Below are 13,752 nucleotides of genomic sequence, written 5' to 3' on the forward strand. Positions count from 1 at the left end.
CCTCTCAGCCCTTCCCTGAAAACATCCCGTGGGACAACAGGTACTCCGATGAGCAAGACCTCTCTCGACAAGAGCAAGATCAAGTTCCTTCTTCTCGAAGGCGTTCACCAGAACGCCGTGGACACGTTGAAGGCCGCCGGCTACACCAACATCGAGTACCTCAAGACGGCCCTGTCGGGTGAGGAGCTGAAAGAGAAGATCGCCGACGCCCACTTCATCGGGATCCGTTCACGCACCCAGCTGACCGCCGAGGTCTTCGACTGTGCGAAGAAACTGGTCGCCGTCGGCTGCTTCTGCATCGGCACCAACCAGGTCGACCTGGACGCGGCCCGCGAGCGCGGTATCGCCGTGTTCAACGCCCCCTATTCCAACACCCGCTCGGTCGCCGAACTGGTGCTGGCCGAGGCCATCCTGCTGCTGCGCGGCATCCCCGAGAAGAATGCCTCCTGCCATCGCGGTGGCTGGATCAAATCGGCGGCCAACTCCTTCGAAATCCGTGGCAAGAAGCTGGGTATCGTCGGCTACGGCTCCATCGGCACCCAGCTCTCGGTCCTCGCCGAGGCACTGGGCATGCAGGTGTTCTTCTACGACACCGTGACCAAGCTGCCGCTGGGCAACGCCACGCAGATCGGCGATCTGTACGAGCTGCTGGGCCTGTGCGACATCGTCTCGCTGCACGTGCCGGAACTGCCCTCCACCCAGTGGATGATCGGCGAGAAGGAAATCCGCGCCATGAAGAAGGGCGGCATCCTGATCAACGCGGCACGCGGCACCGTGGTCGAGCTGGACCATCTGGCCAATGCCATCAAGGACGAGCACCTGATCGGCGCCGCCATCGACGTGTTCCCGGTCGAGCCCAAGTCCAACGACGAGGAGTTCGCCAGCCCGCTGCGTGGCCTGGACCGCGTGATCCTGACCCCGCACATCGGTGGTTCCACCGCCGAGGCGCAGGCCAACATCGGCCTGGAAGTCGCCGAGAAGCTGGTCAAGTACAGCGACAACGGCACCTCGGTGTCCTCGGTCAACTTCCCTGAGGTGGCCCTGCCGGCACACCCGGGCAAGCACCGTCTGCTGCACATCCACGAGAACGTCCCGGGCGTGATGAGCGAAATCAACAAGGTGTTCGCCGACAACGGCATCAACATCTCCGGCCAGTTCCTGCAGACCAACGAGAAGGTCGGCTACGTGGTGATCGACGTCGACGCCGAGTACTCCGACCTGGCGCTGGAAAAACTGCAGCACGTCAACGGCACCATCCGCAGCCGCGTACTGTTCTAAGCACGCTACTGCCAGCAAGAAGGGAGGCCTCGGCCTCCCTTTTTCATTGCGCGCACGCAACGCCGGCCCGGGCTAGCGGGACGCCTCCAGCTGCACCAGCTCGGCCCTCGCCTCGTCCAGCTGCGTTTCATTGAATACCTTCACCCCGGCGCGTTTCAGCAAGGCCGCCGTGACGCCTTCCCCCGCCACCCGCACGCCGCTGAAGCTGCCGTCATAGTTCTCCAGGTTGCCGCACGACGGGCTCCGCGCCTTGAGCAGGGCCAGGCGGATGCCATGCTCACGCACCAGCGCCAGCGCCTGCTCGGCCCCGTCGACGAACGCGGCGGTGACATCCTCACCCTCGACGGTCAGCACCGCCAGCTCACCGTCCAGCACCGCACCGCCACGACCGCCACGGATTTCCGCCGGTGCGCGCGGGGTCGGCAGACCACCCGCCACCTCCGGACACAATGCCACGACCCGCCCCTCGTCCAGCCATCGCTGCAACTGATCGAAGGGGCCATGGGCACCTCCGTCATAGCGCACGCGATGCCCGAGCAGGCAGCGACTGACCAGGATCTTCTGCATCGACTCTCTCCTTTGCTGCCGCCAGAGTAACCAGCGGTAACACCCTTGTCAGCCCAGGCCGAGGGGTTCGGCAAAGGACCTGTACGCCGCTGTTCACGCGACGCACGGACCTATCCTTCGGCGGGAAACGGCGTTCGCCCATGGCGCGGCAGGCGGCGCCACACCAGACTTGCGCGGCCAACCAGGGAGGTTCCCGTTCATGTCCATCGCACTTCGTACGCTTGTCCTGCCGCTGCTGTGTCACGCGGTATTGTTTGCCCCTTTCGCCCAGGCCGACCTGCGCGCACTGGAGGACGAGAGCCTGAGCCAGATCAGCGGCCAGGCCGGCATCACCATCCGCCTCGACCTGATGGCGCGCATCGACGAAGTACGCTGGCAGGACGACGGCGGCAACCTGTCGCTGCGCAACGTGAAGATCGACAACGGCTGCCTCACCCCTGTCGATTGCGACGGCTACGTCCTCGGCCCGGCCCAGCTTGGCGCCAGCATTCCGGCCCTGGGCATCGAGGTGCCGACCCTGGAAGTGGATGTGGTCAAGGGCAGCGGCGGCCAGAGCCAGCTACAGCTGAAGCTGCCCAACCTGACCGCGATCAACCAGCAACTCGGCCCGCTGGGCAAGCTGGTGATCCGCGCCCGCGTGGCCAGCGACCTGTACATCGGCGACAACAGCATCGGCAACGTCGCCGTGCGCGACCTGCGCGACATCAACGGCACCATCAAGGTCTGGGGGCACTGAACGCCCCGGCAAGCCGCTGCGCCCCGCCAGGGGAATCGCCTGGCGGCCCGTCGACTCAGAGCACGTCCGTGCTGCGGCGCCTGAACCAGCCGGTCAGCGACAGGCGTTCACGGCTGGCCGGCAGCACCTCATGGGGCATGTCACCGGACAGGAACAGCGCCAGGGTGCCGGCCTGCGGCATGACGTCATGCTCACGACCGTCATGCAGGTACAGGCGCAGCGCGCCACCCTGCTCGACCTGCCAGTCGTCATTGAGGTAGAACGCCGCCGACACCGTGCGCCGATCGTCGTCACGGAAGCGATCGAGATGGCGCAGGTAGAAAGCCCCCGGCTCATAACAGGCGAAGTGGCACTCGAAGTCCTCGAGCCCGAGGAACAACTCCCGGTTGAGGGTCAGGCGCAGCTCGTCCATCAGTTGCAGATACTGGTCGCACGCGGCGCTCTGCCCCGGCTCCAGCCACTGGATACGATCCCCGCGGATGCCTTCCTGCACCTGCTGGGCGTCACCACGACCGACGCTGGCAGCACTCAGCTCACCACGGCGCTCACGCTTACGGCACTCTGCGGCCAGTTCGCGGGTCAGAACCTCAGGGGCGAAAAGCTCCCGCAACGACCAGCCCTGGCTGGCGAGGTCGTCGATGAGGTTGGCAAAGCGGTCTTGCAGGTCGATGTCGTTCATGGCGGCGATTGTACAGTGCCGGATGGCCCGCCAGACATAGCTCGACAAGCCCCCGCCAGCCACCGAAAATAGCCGGCCGCAGGGCCATGCAGCCGGCCAGGATAGTTTGCCAAGGAGTTTCTCGATGCGCGTTTTGTTTGCCCTGTTGCTGATCGGCCTGGCTCTGCCGGCCCTGGCCGATGAACATCTGCGCCTGTACCAGGCCGCCGGCTGGCCGCAACAGCGTGAACACTTCAACCAGGCCCTCGATGCCGCCCAGCAACGCTACCGCAGCACCCTGCCGCCAGCGGTCTATCAGGCGCTGGTGGACAACAGCAACCGCCGCTTCGCCGCCACCGCCATCGATCAGCGCGCCCAGCATGCCCTGCGCATGGAGCTGGCCGACCCGCAACCGGCGCTGACCTTCTTCCAGGGCGAACTGGGGCGCAAAATCGTCGCCGCCGAACAACTGGCCACGCGCAGCGATCAACTGGCCAAGTACGCCAACGGCCTGCCGCGCACCGAGGCCGACGCCACCCGCCGCCTGCTGATCCGCCACCTGGCCCAGGCACTGCCGGCCAAGGAAGCCGGAGCCGAGGTCAGCCTGGCGCTCGCCGGCGTGGCGGCCGACAGTCTCAGCCAGATGATCCCCGGCCTGCTCGGCGGCGGTCAGGCGCAAGGCCTGCTCAACGGCCAGCGGGAACGGCTGATGGGGCAGATCGAGCAGGACCTGGACAACACCCTGCTGCACGTCTATCGCGACCTGAGCGATCCCGAACTGGAGCAGTTCGTCGAGTTCGCCCAGTCGGCAGCGGGCAAGGCCTACTACCAGGCCGCCCTCAAGGCCCTGCGCGCCGGCCTTGCCGTGGGCATGAGCAGCGCCGACCTGGAGCCGGCGCCACAGGGCATCTAGGCCAGGCGCTCGCGGAGAAAGTCGAAGTAGCGTTTCCGCAACGCCTCGCTCTCGTTGGCCAGGTGATGACGCGCTTCGGGCAGGCGCAGGATGCTCGGCTGCTGGAACTTGTCCTGCAGAATCCCGAGGTTGTAGTGCCAGTCCACCGTCATGTCCTGCTCGCCCTGCACGATCAGCGGGCTGTGCCGGCTGCGCCCGGCCGCCTCGATGCGCGGCACCCACTGGGTGAGCGCACCGACCCAGGAGGTCGGCAGGCTGCGCGGCTGCAAGGGGTCGAGGTTGTGCACGAAGTCGATGAAGGTCGCGTCGCTGGAGTTATCACTGAAGCGCCGCGGAATCTCGCGTACGAACGGGCTGAGCAGACGGTAGCTGAGCTTCGACCAGCCCCAGGCACGCGGCCGCACCAGCGGCGCGAGCAGAATGCTCTGGCCCAGTTCCGGCCGCTTGCCGTCGGCCAACAGGTAATCCAGCGCAATCGCCCCACCCGTGCTCTGCCCACACAGGTGCCAGGGTTGCGGCAGGTCCAGTTCGGCTGCCTGCCCGAACAGGCCGGCGAGCACCTGCTGGTACTCGGCGAAGTCGCCGATGCTGGCCCGCGCCCCGCTGGACAGGCCATGACCGGGCAGGTCGCAGGCCAGCACGGCGAAATTCATGGCCAGCGCCCAATCGATCACATGGCGATAGAGCCCCATGTGGTCGTAGTAGCCATGCAACAGCAGCACGGTCGCACGCGGCTCGGCCGGTGCCCAGAGTTGCACGGCAATCTGATAGCCGGCGGCATTGAAGCTGCCGAGCCGGCTGTCCAGCCCGGCGTAGCGACCGCCCAGATCCAGGCCATAGAAGCTGCGGTAGGCCTGCAGCGCCGGCAGGTCCAGGCGCGCTGCGGCCAAGGGTCGCAGCAGGGGGCGCAGTTGTTCGGGTTGAAACGGCTCAGACATGAGGCTTTCCGTAAGTTGCAGGTTGCCAGGGGCGATCCCGTCGACATCTCCTCGAATGCTGCGATATTCAGCTGCCCGGCGCATCGTGGCAAGCTACACGCCCTTTTTTCGTCGCGATCCGCACCATGCCTCGCCCGTCACGCAAGAACCTGCTCGTCGCCCTGTTCGTCCTGGCCTGCCTGGTCGGCCTGCTGCTGGCCTATCGCTGGTTCGAGACCCGCTACCTGCGCACCTTCGATGAGCGCGCGGCGGTGTTCTCCGGCGCCACACTGCAACTGCCCGCAGCGCTGTCCGGCCCTGGCGAGATTCGCCTGGTGCACTTCTGGGACCCGGCCTGCCCCTGCAACGTCGGCAACCAGCAGCACCTGGCCGAGCTGATCGAGCACTACGCCCCCAGAGGCGTACAGTTCCACGTGGTACAGAAGCCCGGCAGCCAGGGTCGCCTGCCCGCCGAACTGGCGGCGCTGCAACCGATCGACGAGATGCCAGGCAGCGCCGAGCTGCCCGCCAGCCCGGCGGTGGCGATCTGGGACCGCCAGGGCCAGCTGGCCTACTTCGGCCCCTACAGCGAAGGGCTGGTGTGCAACTCCAGCAACAGCTTCATCGAGCCCATACTCGAAGCCCTGGAGGCCGGGCGCAAGGTCGACGCCAGCAACACCCTGGCGGTCGGGTGCTTCTGCGAATGGGCCGAAGCAAGCAACGACTGACCCGCAGGGTGGGTTACGCCGCCACCAGAACGTCGACCGCCAAGCCAGCTTGCATCAGCGCCTCAAGCGCCCGTCATCAGCCTCGACCGCGTGGTGTGCCACCCTGCCAGCGGCGGAAGGCCCGGTAGAACGGCGACAGTTCGGCGAAGCCGCAGGCCCGTGCGACCTCTCGCACGCTCAGGCCCTGATCCAGCAGGCGCAACGCACACAACCGCCGCACTTCATCGTGCAGCAGCCGAAAGCTGCTGCCCTGCTCGCTCAGTGCTCGCTGCAAGGCACTGCGGTTGCTGCCCAGGGCCTGCGCGCACGCCTGCAGCGTGCAGGTCGTGGCGCCGATATTGAGCTCCAGCCAGTAGCGCACCCGTGCCAGCAGCTGGTTCTCCACCAACCCGGCCAGTTGCTTCTCGGCTTCCTCGCTGAGCACCTCGAACAAGCGTGGGCTGGCGCTGCGCGACGGTCGCGCGAGCAGCGCACGGGGCAGGATCAGCGCATCGTGCGCCTGCGCGAAGCGCGGTTCGACGCCGAGCAGGCGCCGATGCTCGCCCAGCCTGCGTGGCGCGCGGTGACGAAAGTCGACGCCGAGCAGCGGCAGTTCACCGCTGGCAGCGGCGAGCATCTTCATCAGCAGCACCGCCAGGCATTCCATCTGCTGACGCAACGAGCCAACCTCGCGGTAGTTGAGGTCGATCACCAGGCGCACCTGCTCGCCGTCCTCCTCCAGCCGCGCGGCGAAACCACCGGAGAGGATGTGCTGGAAACGCACGAAGGCCTGCAGCCCCTGGCGCAGATCACGGGCGGCCAGGAGCAGGTAGCCGACCACGTCCATCGGCCGTGGCTGCATCATTTCCCCCAGGTGCAGGCCGATGTCGGCATCGCCGGTGATACCCTCCAGCGCCTGCCAGAAGCGCGGCGCGTTGTCGTGGTCCTCACGCGCTTCCAGCAGCGGCGCGGCCAGGGCCACACCGGCATATGCCTGCCGATAGGTGTGGGTCGGGTCGAGCCCGAGTGCCGTCAGGGCCTCGTAGAGCAGGCGGCGCAACGTCGACGAATGGGTCAGGGCGACGAACTCGTGGGTGGCCATGCTGGCTCCTCGGCATGAATTGACCATAGACTTTCACCACTGCAGCATCTGGTCAATGCTGTCGCCACGGCTTCTGCGCAGAATGCAGCCCGACGCTCCCCCCATAACAACAAGGACCGCTCGATGAAACGCTCCCTGACCGCCCTTGCCCTGCTCGTTGCCGCCGCAGCGGGCGGCCTGACCTGGTACCTGCACGACAAGCAACCGCAGCGCGATGGCGAGCTGGTGCTCAGCGAGCTGCACGCCCCGGTCACGGTCAACTACGACGAACTGGGTGTCCCGCACATCCGTGCCGAGAACGAGGCCGACCTGTATCGCGCCCTGGGCTACGTGCACGCCCAGGACCGCCTGTTCCAGATGGAGCTGCTGCGGCGTCTGGCCCGTGGCGAACTGGCCGAAGTGCTGGGCGAGAAGCTTGTGCCTACCGACCGCCTGTTCCGCACCCTGGAGCTGGGTCGCCACGCCGATACCTATGCCACCCGCCTGGACGCCGACAGCCCGTCCGTGCAGGCCCTGCAGAACTACCTCGACGGCATCAACCAGTACCAGGCCAGCCGCCCGCTACCGGTGGAATTCGACCTGCTGGGCATCGAGCCGCGCCCCTTCACCGTCGCCGACACCCTGAGCGTCGCCGGCTACATGGCCTACAGCTTCGCCGCTGCGCTGCGTACCGAGCCCCTGATGAGCCACGTGCGCGACAGCCTGGGCGCGGATTACCTCAAGGTCTTTGATCTCGGCTGGCACCCGGACGGTGTAGTCGGCAACGCCCTGAGCGCCGGCGACTGGAAGGACCTCTCCGCTCTCGCCCAGCTCAGCGACACGGCCCTGGCCGACAGTGGCCTGCCGCAGTTCGAAGGCAGCAACGCCTGGGCCGTGTCCGGCAGCCGCACCGCCAGCGGCAAACCCCTGCTGGCCGGCGATCCGCACATTCGCTTCTCGCTGCCGGCGGTGTGGTACGAGGCGCATCTGCAGGCGCCCGGCTACGACCTCTACGGTTACCACCACGCGCTGATCCCCAGTGCCATGCTCGGCCACAACCGGGACTTCGCCTGGAGCCTGACCATGTTCCAGAACGACGACCTCGACCTGATCGCCGAGCGCGTCAACCCGGACAACCCCAACCAGGTCTGGTACCAGGGCCGCTGGGTCGACCTGGAGCAGCGCACGGAGACCATCCAGGTCAAGAATGCAGCGCCCGTGCAGCTCACCCTGCGCCGCTCGCCGCACGGACCGATCATCAACGATGCCCTGGGCCAGACCAGCGGCAGCACGCCGATCGCCATGTGGTGGGCCTTCCTGGAGACCGACAACCCGATCCTCGACGCCTTCTACCAGTTGAACCGTGCCAATACCCTGGACAAGGCCCGCGCCGCCGCCGAGAAGATCGAAGCGCCCGGCCTCAACGTGGTCTGGGCCAATGCCGCCGGTGACATCGGCTGGTGGGCGGCCGCCAAGCTGCCGCTGCGCCCGGCCGGGGTCAACCCGACCTTCATTCTCGACGGTGCCAGCGCCGAGGCGGACAAACTCGGCTACCACCCCTTCAGCGCCAACCCGCAGGAAGAGAACCCGGCACGCGGCTACATCGTCTCGGCCAACTACCAGCCGGTGCCGGCCAGCGGCATCGAGATTCCCGGTTACTACAACCTGCCCGACCGTGGCCAGCGCCTCAATCAGCGCCTGAGCGACGCCTCGGTGAAGTGGGACCTGCACAACAGCCAGGCCCTGCAGCTCGATACAGGCACCGATTACCCCATGCGCGTGCTGACGCCGATCCTCGACGAGCTGCGCGCCGCCGCCCAGGGCGAGCAGGAGCAGGCCATGGTGCAGGCCCTCGCCGACTGGAACGGCGAGCATCCGCTGGACTCGGTGAGCGCCACCCTGTTCAACCAGCTGCTCTATCAGCTGGCTCACGAAGCCATGGCCGATGAGCTGGGCGACGCCTTCTTCGACAGCCTGCTGCAAAGCCGCGTGCTCGACGTCGCCCTGCCGCGCCTGACCGCCGATGCGACGTCGCCCTGGTGGCATCGCCAGGGTGGCAGCGGCGAGGAAACCCGTGCGCAGATCGTCGCCGACGCCTGGCGCGCCAGCCTGGCACACCTGCGCGAGCAGTTCGGTGATGATCCTGCCGCCTGGCAATGGGGACGCGCCCATACCCTGACCCACACGCACCCGCTGGGCCAGCAGCAGCCACTGGCCTGGCTGCTGAATGCCGGCCCGTACGCGGCTCCGGGCAGCCACGAGGTGCCGAACAACCTCTCGCACAAGATCGGTCCGGCCCCCTGGCAGGTGGTCTACGGGCCCTCGACCCGCCGCCTGGTCGACCTGGCCGATGCCAGCACGGCACTCGGCAGCAACCCCGTGGGCCAGAGCGGCGTGCCGTTCGACCCGCACTACGCCGACCAGGCCGCCGGCCATGTACTCGGCGTCTACCGGCCGCAGCACCTGAGCGAAGCGGACGTGACGGCCAACAGCCAGGGCACGCTCAGGCTGCTGCCCCGCTGAGCACCACCCGGGCTGCGCCTGCTGCGTCGCAACGACCAGCCTCCCCCGCGCAGCCGGGCCTGCCTGCCCAACTCACAGCGTGGTGCGCCACCGGTGCATCACGCTGCACGCTGGTGCACAGCACCCGCAAAGACCGCCCTTCTGCGCTCCCCACTGCGCCGCAAACCCCAGGAAACAAGGGCTTCACGCCCATGTAAGAAAACTGGCACACGCCCTGCATAGGCTAAGGCAATCCAGGTTTTGGGGGCCTTGGTACAGGCAGGCCGGGGAATCCCCTTCTTTATTCGACGCGGACGCCGCGTCACCGCAGTACGCCGCCGCTGATCCACGGGCACGGCGTCACCCGTTTCGGGGACCTTGGTACAGGCAGGCCGGGGAATCCCCTCTTTATTCGACGCGAACGCCGCGTCATGGCAGTACGCCGCCGCTCATCCACGGGCACGGCGTTACCCGTTTCGGGGACCTTGGTACAGGCAGGCCGGGGAATCCCCTTCTTTATCTGGGACGCAGCGCCAGCTGCACGCGCCAGCGTCCATCCTCCTGCGCACCGCGCCACTCCCCGTCCAGCGGACGGGGCGACACCAGTACCAGCAGCAGGTCCCGCCCGTCACGCTCCACGCGCCAGTTCACCAAGCCCAGCGGCAAGCTCAGGCGCCCCTCGCGGACACGTCCGTAGGCATCCTCGAAGCGATACCTCAGCGCACCGTCGGCGTGCTCGGCCAGCGCCTGCGGCTCGCGGTTGAACCAGAGCTGCACCCCCTGCTCCCAGGGCTCGACCTGCTCGATACGCAAGCGGGGCGGGTCGAACGCGCGGCCGATCATGCTGCCGACGAGAAAGGCGATGAGCATCACCGAGGCCATGAAACGCCAGCGCAAACGCGGCCGTGGATCCTCAGGCGGCGTAGAATGGCGCTCATCCCAGTGCTCGGAGTGCTGCATGTTCCACGTCATCCTCTTTCAACCGGAAATCCCGCCCAATACCGGCAACATTATCAGGCTGTGCGCCAACAGCGGCTGTCGGTTGCACCTGATCGAACCACTGGGTTTCGAGCTGGACGACAAGCGCCTGCGCCGCGCCGGGCTGGATTACCACGAATACGCCACGCTCGAACGCCACGCCGATCTGCAGAGCTGCCTGGACAGCATCGGCCAGCCGCGCGTGTTCGCCTTCACCACCAAGGGCTCGCAGCCGTTCCACGAGGTCGCCTACCAGCCCGGCGACGCCTTCCTGTTCGGCCCGGAAAGCCGGGGCCTGCCGGAAGAGGTGCGTAACGCCCTGCCGGTGGAGCGACGCGTGCGCCTGCCGATGCGCGCCGGCTGCCGCAGCCTGAACCTGTCCAACACCGTGGCGGTGACCGTCTACGAGGCCTGGCGCCAGAACGGCTTCGCCGACAGCGAATGAAGCGGATAAAGAAAAAGCGCCCCTGAGGGCGCTTTTTTCATTCGAGCAGCTCGCCTCAGTGGGCAGTGGTCTCGGCCTGGCCTTCCTGCTGCATGCGCTGCAGTTCCTGGGCGTACAGGGCATCGAAGTTGACCGGAGAGAGCATCAGTGCCGGGAACGAACCACGGGTCACCAGGCTGTCCAGCGCTTCACGAGCGTAAGGGAACAGGATGTTCGGGCAGAAGGCGCCGAGGGTGTGGCTCATGGACGCGGCGTCCAGGCCCTTGATCAGGAAGATACCGGCCTGCTGCACTTCGGCGATGAAGGCCACTTCTTCACCGTTCTTGACGGTCACCGACAGGGTCAGCACCACTTCGTGGAAGTCACCTTCCAGGGCCTTCTGGCGCGTGTTCAGGTCCAGACCGACGCTCGGCGTCCACTCCTGGCGGAAGATTTCCGGGCTCTTCGGCGCTTCGAAGGACAGATCCTTGACGTAGATACGCTGCAGAGAGAATTGCGGGTTTTGCGACTCGGCAGCGGCGGCGCCGCTGTTGGCTTGCTCGGTCATGGCGTTTGCCTTCCTTAACGTTGCGGTTTCAAGCGGGGCTCTGCAGCAGGGCGTCGAGCTTGCCGGCGCGCTCCAGGGCATAGAGATCGTCACAGCCACCGACATGGGTGCTGCCGATCCAGATTTGCGGCACCGAAGTGCGTCCGGCCTTGCGGGTCATCTCCGCGCGCACGGCCGGCTGGCCGTCGACACGAATCTCGTCGAAATCCACCCCTTTGCTGGCCAGCAGTTGCTTGGCCCGCATGCAGTAGGGGCACCAGTCGCTGGAGTAGATGACCACCGTGCTCATGTCACTTCACCAGCGGCAGGTTGTCGGCACGCCAGGTCGCGATGCCGCCGGACAGCTTGGCAGCAGTGTAGCCGGCCTTCTGCAGCTCGCGGGCGATGGTGCCGGCGTGCTGGCCAGCGGCGTCGACGACGACGATGGTCCTGGCCTTGTGTTTTTCCAGCTCGGCGATGCGTGCAGTCACCTTGTCGTAAGGGATGTGCAGCGCGTCGACGATATGCCCGGCGGAGAACTCCTTCTGGGCCCGCACATCGAGCACCACGCCCTTGTCGGAGTTGACCAGCGCGGTCAGCTCGCGGCTCGACAGGCTCTGGCCGCCCTTGCGCATCTCGGTGACGATCAGCAGCACCAGCAGAACGGCGAACAATCCACTCAGTACATAGTGGTTAATGATGAATTCAATCAGGTTGGCGAACATCTGTAGGGCCCAGGACGGTAAAATGCCGGCCAGTATACACAGCCCCACAGGTCGGCCAAACCCCGTCCGGCAGTGACGCGCCAGGCGCTTGGCCGTAGAATGCCCGGCTTTGTTTCCCGTCCATCGACCCAGAGCGAGCCAGCTTAATGAGCGCCACGCCCAAACCCTTGGTTCTGATCATCCTCGACGGCTTCGGTCACAGCGACAACCCCGAGTACAACGCCATCCACGCCGCCAACACGCCGGTCTACGATCGCCTGCGCGCCACCTTCCCGCACGGTCTGATCTCGGGCAGCGGCATGGACGTCGGTCTGCCGGATGGGCAGATGGGCAACTCCGAGGTCGGCCACATGAACCTCGGCGCCGGGCGCGTGGTGTATCAGGACTTCACCCGCGTGACCAAGGCCATCCGTGACGGCGAGTTCTTCGACAACGCCACGATCAACCAGGCCGTGGACAAGGCCGTGGCCGCCGGCAAGGCCGTGCACATCCTCGGCCTGCTCTCCGATGGTGGCGTGCACAGCCATCAGGATCACATCGTCGCCATGGCCGAACTGGCCGCCAAGCGTGGCGCCGAGAAGATCTACCTGCACGCCTTCCTCGACGGTCGCGACACCCCGCCGAAGAGCGCGCAGCCGTCCATCGAGCTGCTCGACGCCGCGTTCGCCCGCCTCGGCAAGGGTCGTATCGCCAGCCTCACGGGCCGCTACTTCGCCATGGACCGCGACAACCGCTGGGACCGCGTGGAGCAGGCCTACAACCTGATCGTCGACGGTGCCGGCCAGTTCAACGCCGCCAATGCCGTGGCAGGCCTGCAGGCCGCCTATGCACGGGGCGAGAGCGATGAGTTCGTCAAGGCCACCACCATCGGCGACGCGGTACAGGTCGAAGACGGCGACGCCGTGGTGTTCATGAACTTCCGCGCCGACCGTGCGCGCGAGCTGACCCGTGCCTTCGTCGAGCCCGGCTTCAAGGAATTCGAGCGCAAGCGCGCGCCACAGGTCGGTTTCGTCATGCTCACCCAGTACGCGGCGAGCATCCCGGCACCTGCGGCATTCGCGCCGGAAGCACTGACCAACGTGCTCGGCGAGTACCTGGCGAAGAACGGCAAGACCCAACTGCGCATCGCCGAAACCGAGAAATACGCCCACGTCACCTTCTTCTTCTCCGGCGGCCGTGAAGAGCCGTTCGAGGGCGAAGAGCGCATCCTCATTCCCTCCCCTGACGTCGCCACCTACGACCTCAAGCCGGAAATGAGCGCGCCGGAAGTGACCGACAGGATCGTCGACGCCATCGAGAACCAGCGCTTCGACGTGATCATCGTCAACTACGCCAACGGCGACATGGTCGGCCATACCGGCGTGTTCGAGGCTGCGGTCAAGGCCGTGGAGACCCTGGACAGCTGCGTCGGCCGCATTGCCAAGGCGCTGGAGAAGGTCGGCGGCGAAGCGCTGATCACCGCCGACCACGGCAACGTCGAGCAGATGGAAGACGAGTGCACCGGCCAGGCGCACACGGCCCACACCTGCGAGCCCGTACCGTTCATCTACGTCGGCAAGCGCCCGGCGCGCATCCGCGAAGGCGGCGTGCTGGCTGACGTGGCGCCCACCCTGCTGAAGCTGATGGGCCTCGAGCAGCCGGCGGAGATGACCGGCAAGAGCATCGTCGAACTCGACTAGCACGCAGATCACAGGCCGCTGCACGTCACGCTCGTCGGCC

The 13,752-nt window shown here is 66.6% G+C and carries 15 protein-coding genes; 7 read left to right on the forward strand and 8 right to left on the reverse strand.

Annotated features, from left to right (window positions below):
• Nucleotides 1–48 precede the first annotated feature (48 nt).
• Nucleotides 49–1,278, forward strand: a complete 1,230-nt coding sequence (serA, locus tag FIV02_RS22625; protein WP_037055255.1) for a phosphoglycerate dehydrogenase — start codon at nt 49–51, stop codon at nt 1,276–1,278.
• 72 nt (nt 1,279–1,350) lie between these two features.
• Here the strand turns inward: serA and FIV02_RS22630 are convergent, their stop codons facing one another.
• Nucleotides 1,351–1,845, reverse strand: a complete 495-nt coding sequence (locus FIV02_RS22630; protein WP_152489854.1) for a DUF523 domain-containing protein — start codon at nt 1,843–1,845, stop codon at nt 1,351–1,353.
• A gap of 199 nt (nt 1,846–2,044) precedes the next feature.
• Between FIV02_RS22630 and FIV02_RS22635 the strand changes: the two genes are divergently transcribed.
• Nucleotides 2,045–2,581 (forward strand): DUF6160 family protein, encoded by a 537-nt coding sequence (locus FIV02_RS22635; protein ID WP_152489855.1) that lies wholly within the window; start codon nt 2,045–2,047, stop codon nt 2,579–2,581.
• Nucleotides 2,582–2,636: 55 nt separating this feature from the next.
• On the opposite strand, the gene FIV02_RS22640 is transcribed toward FIV02_RS22635, so the two are convergent.
• Nucleotides 2,637–3,260, reverse strand: a complete 624-nt coding sequence (locus FIV02_RS22640; RefSeq protein WP_047584779.1) for a 2OG-Fe(II) oxygenase — start codon at nt 3,258–3,260, stop codon at nt 2,637–2,639.
• Nucleotides 3,261–3,384: 124 nt separating this feature from the next.
• Here FIV02_RS22640 and FIV02_RS22645 point away from each other — a divergent pair, with 124 nt between their 5' ends.
• On the forward strand, nt 3,385–4,152 hold the full coding sequence (locus tag FIV02_RS22645; RefSeq protein WP_047584777.1) for a hypothetical protein: 768 nt from the start codon (nt 3,385–3,387) through the stop codon (nt 4,150–4,152).
• Here the strand turns inward: FIV02_RS22645 and FIV02_RS22650 are convergent.
• The gene (locus FIV02_RS22650; protein ID WP_152489856.1) at nt 4,149–5,090 is read right to left on the reverse strand and encodes an alpha/beta hydrolase; all 942 of its coding nucleotides are present in this window, start codon (nt 5,088–5,090) and stop codon (nt 4,149–4,151) included. The genes FIV02_RS22645 and FIV02_RS22650 overlap by 4 nt on opposite strands.
• Before the next feature lie 125 nt (nt 5,091–5,215).
• Here FIV02_RS22650 and FIV02_RS22655 point away from each other — a divergent pair, with 125 nt between their 5' ends.
• Nucleotides 5,216–5,797 carry a DUF6436 domain-containing protein gene (locus tag FIV02_RS22655; protein WP_152489857.1) on the forward strand — a complete coding sequence of 194 codons (582 nt, stop codon included), beginning with the start codon at nt 5,216–5,218 and terminating at the stop codon, nt 5,795–5,797.
• Between the two features lie 76 nt (nt 5,798–5,873).
• On the opposite strand, the gene FIV02_RS22660 is transcribed toward FIV02_RS22655, so the two are convergent.
• Nucleotides 5,874–6,878 carry an AraC family transcriptional regulator gene (locus FIV02_RS22660; RefSeq protein ID WP_152489858.1) on the reverse strand — a complete coding sequence of 335 codons (1,005 nt, stop codon included), beginning with the start codon at nt 6,876–6,878 and terminating at the stop codon, nt 5,874–5,876.
• 123 nt (nt 6,879–7,001) lie between these two features.
• Here FIV02_RS22660 and FIV02_RS22665 point away from each other — a divergent pair, with 123 nt between their 5' ends.
• Nucleotides 7,002–9,380: a penicillin acylase family protein gene (locus tag FIV02_RS22665; protein WP_152489859.1), complete on the forward strand. Its 2,379-nt coding sequence runs from the start codon at nt 7,002–7,004 to the stop codon at nt 9,378–9,380.
• Nucleotides 9,381–9,875: 495 nt separating this feature from the next.
• On the opposite strand, the gene FIV02_RS22670 is transcribed toward FIV02_RS22665, so the two are convergent.
• A complete protein-coding gene (locus FIV02_RS22670) occupies nt 9,876–10,319 on the reverse strand; it encodes a hypothetical protein (protein ID WP_047586524.1) in 444 nt (147 codons plus the stop codon).
• Here FIV02_RS22670 and trmL point away from each other — a divergent pair.
• Entirely contained in the window at nt 10,318–10,782 is a 465-nt protein-coding gene (trmL, locus tag FIV02_RS22675; protein ID WP_047586526.1) for a tRNA (uridine(34)/cytosine(34)/5-carboxymethylaminomethyluridine(34)-2'-O)-methyltransferase TrmL, read from the forward strand. The two genes, FIV02_RS22670 and trmL, sit on opposite strands and share 2 nt — an antisense overlap.
• 55 nt (nt 10,783–10,837) lie before the next feature.
• On the opposite strand, the gene secB is transcribed toward trmL, so the two are convergent.
• From secB to FIV02_RS22690, 3 genes are read right to left on the reverse strand one after another with little or no spacing between them, the layout of a single operon-like run.
• On the reverse strand, nt 10,838–11,329 hold the full coding sequence (secB, locus tag FIV02_RS22680; RefSeq protein WP_037055281.1) for a protein-export chaperone SecB: 492 nt from the start codon (nt 11,327–11,329) through the stop codon (nt 10,838–10,840).
• Nucleotides 11,330–11,357: 28 nt separating this feature from the next.
• Nucleotides 11,358–11,618 carry a glutaredoxin 3 gene (gene grxC, locus FIV02_RS22685; RefSeq protein ID WP_037055283.1) on the reverse strand — a complete coding sequence of 87 codons (261 nt, stop codon included), beginning with the start codon at nt 11,616–11,618 and terminating at the stop codon, nt 11,358–11,360.
• Nucleotide 11,619: 1 nt separating this feature from the next.
• Nucleotides 11,620–12,033, reverse strand: coding sequence for a rhodanese-like domain-containing protein (locus tag FIV02_RS22690; RefSeq protein WP_037055285.1), 414 nt, complete (start codon nt 12,031–12,033; stop codon nt 11,620–11,622).
• A 146-nt stretch (nt 12,034–12,179) separates the two neighbouring features.
• Between FIV02_RS22690 and gpmI the strand changes: the two genes are divergently transcribed.
• Nucleotides 12,180–13,712 carry a 2,3-bisphosphoglycerate-independent phosphoglycerate mutase gene (gene gpmI / locus FIV02_RS22695; protein WP_152489860.1) on the forward strand — a complete coding sequence of 511 codons (1,533 nt, stop codon included), beginning with the start codon at nt 12,180–12,182 and terminating at the stop codon, nt 13,710–13,712.
• The last annotated feature ends 40 nt before the right edge of the window (nt 13,713–13,752 follow it).

The sequence above is a fragment of the Pseudomonas sp. THAF187a genome, from assembly GCF_009363395.1.
Taxonomy (GTDB): Bacteria; Pseudomonadota; Gammaproteobacteria; order Pseudomonadales; family Pseudomonadaceae; genus Aquipseudomonas; species Aquipseudomonas khazarica.

Coding starts and splice junctions, on each gene's coding strand:
- FIV02_RS22655 (WP_152489857.1), top strand. CDS start 5,216: ATGCCTCGCCCGTCACGCAAGAACCTGCTCGTCGCCCTGTTCGTCCTG.
- FIV02_RS22660 (WP_152489858.1), bottom strand. CDS start 6,878: ATGGCCACCCACGAGTTCGTCGCCCTGACCCATTCGTCGACGTTGCGC.
- FIV02_RS22670 (WP_047586524.1), bottom strand. CDS start 10,319: ATGCAGCACTCCGAGCACTGGGATGAGCGCCATTCTACGCCGCCTGAG.
- gpmI (WP_152489860.1), top strand. CDS start 12,180: ATGAGCGCCACGCCCAAACCCTTGGTTCTGATCATCCTCGACGGCTTC.
- serA (WP_037055255.1), top strand. CDS start 49: ATGAGCAAGACCTCTCTCGACAAGAGCAAGATCAAGTTCCTTCTTCTC.
- FIV02_RS22690 (WP_037055285.1), bottom strand. CDS start 12,033: ATGTTCGCCAACCTGATTGAATTCATCATTAACCACTATGTACTGAGT.
- FIV02_RS22635 (WP_152489855.1), top strand. CDS start 2,045: ATGTCCATCGCACTTCGTACGCTTGTCCTGCCGCTGCTGTGTCACGCG.
- trmL (WP_047586526.1), top strand. CDS start 10,318: ATGTTCCACGTCATCCTCTTTCAACCGGAAATCCCGCCCAATACCGGC.
- FIV02_RS22650 (WP_152489856.1), bottom strand. CDS start 5,090: ATGTCTGAGCCGTTTCAACCCGAACAACTGCGCCCCCTGCTGCGACCC.
- grxC (WP_037055283.1), bottom strand. CDS start 11,618: ATGAGCACGGTGGTCATCTACTCCAGCGACTGGTGCCCCTACTGCATG.
- FIV02_RS22665 (WP_152489859.1), top strand. CDS start 7,002: ATGAAACGCTCCCTGACCGCCCTTGCCCTGCTCGTTGCCGCCGCAGCG.
- FIV02_RS22630 (WP_152489854.1), bottom strand. CDS start 1,845: ATGCAGAAGATCCTGGTCAGTCGCTGCCTGCTCGGGCATCGCGTGCGC.
- secB (WP_037055281.1), bottom strand. CDS start 11,329: ATGACCGAGCAAGCCAACAGCGGCGCCGCCGCTGCCGAGTCGCAAAAC.
- FIV02_RS22640 (WP_047584779.1), bottom strand. CDS start 3,260: ATGAACGACATCGACCTGCAAGACCGCTTTGCCAACCTCATCGACGAC.
- FIV02_RS22645 (WP_047584777.1), top strand. CDS start 3,385: ATGCGCGTTTTGTTTGCCCTGTTGCTGATCGGCCTGGCTCTGCCGGCC.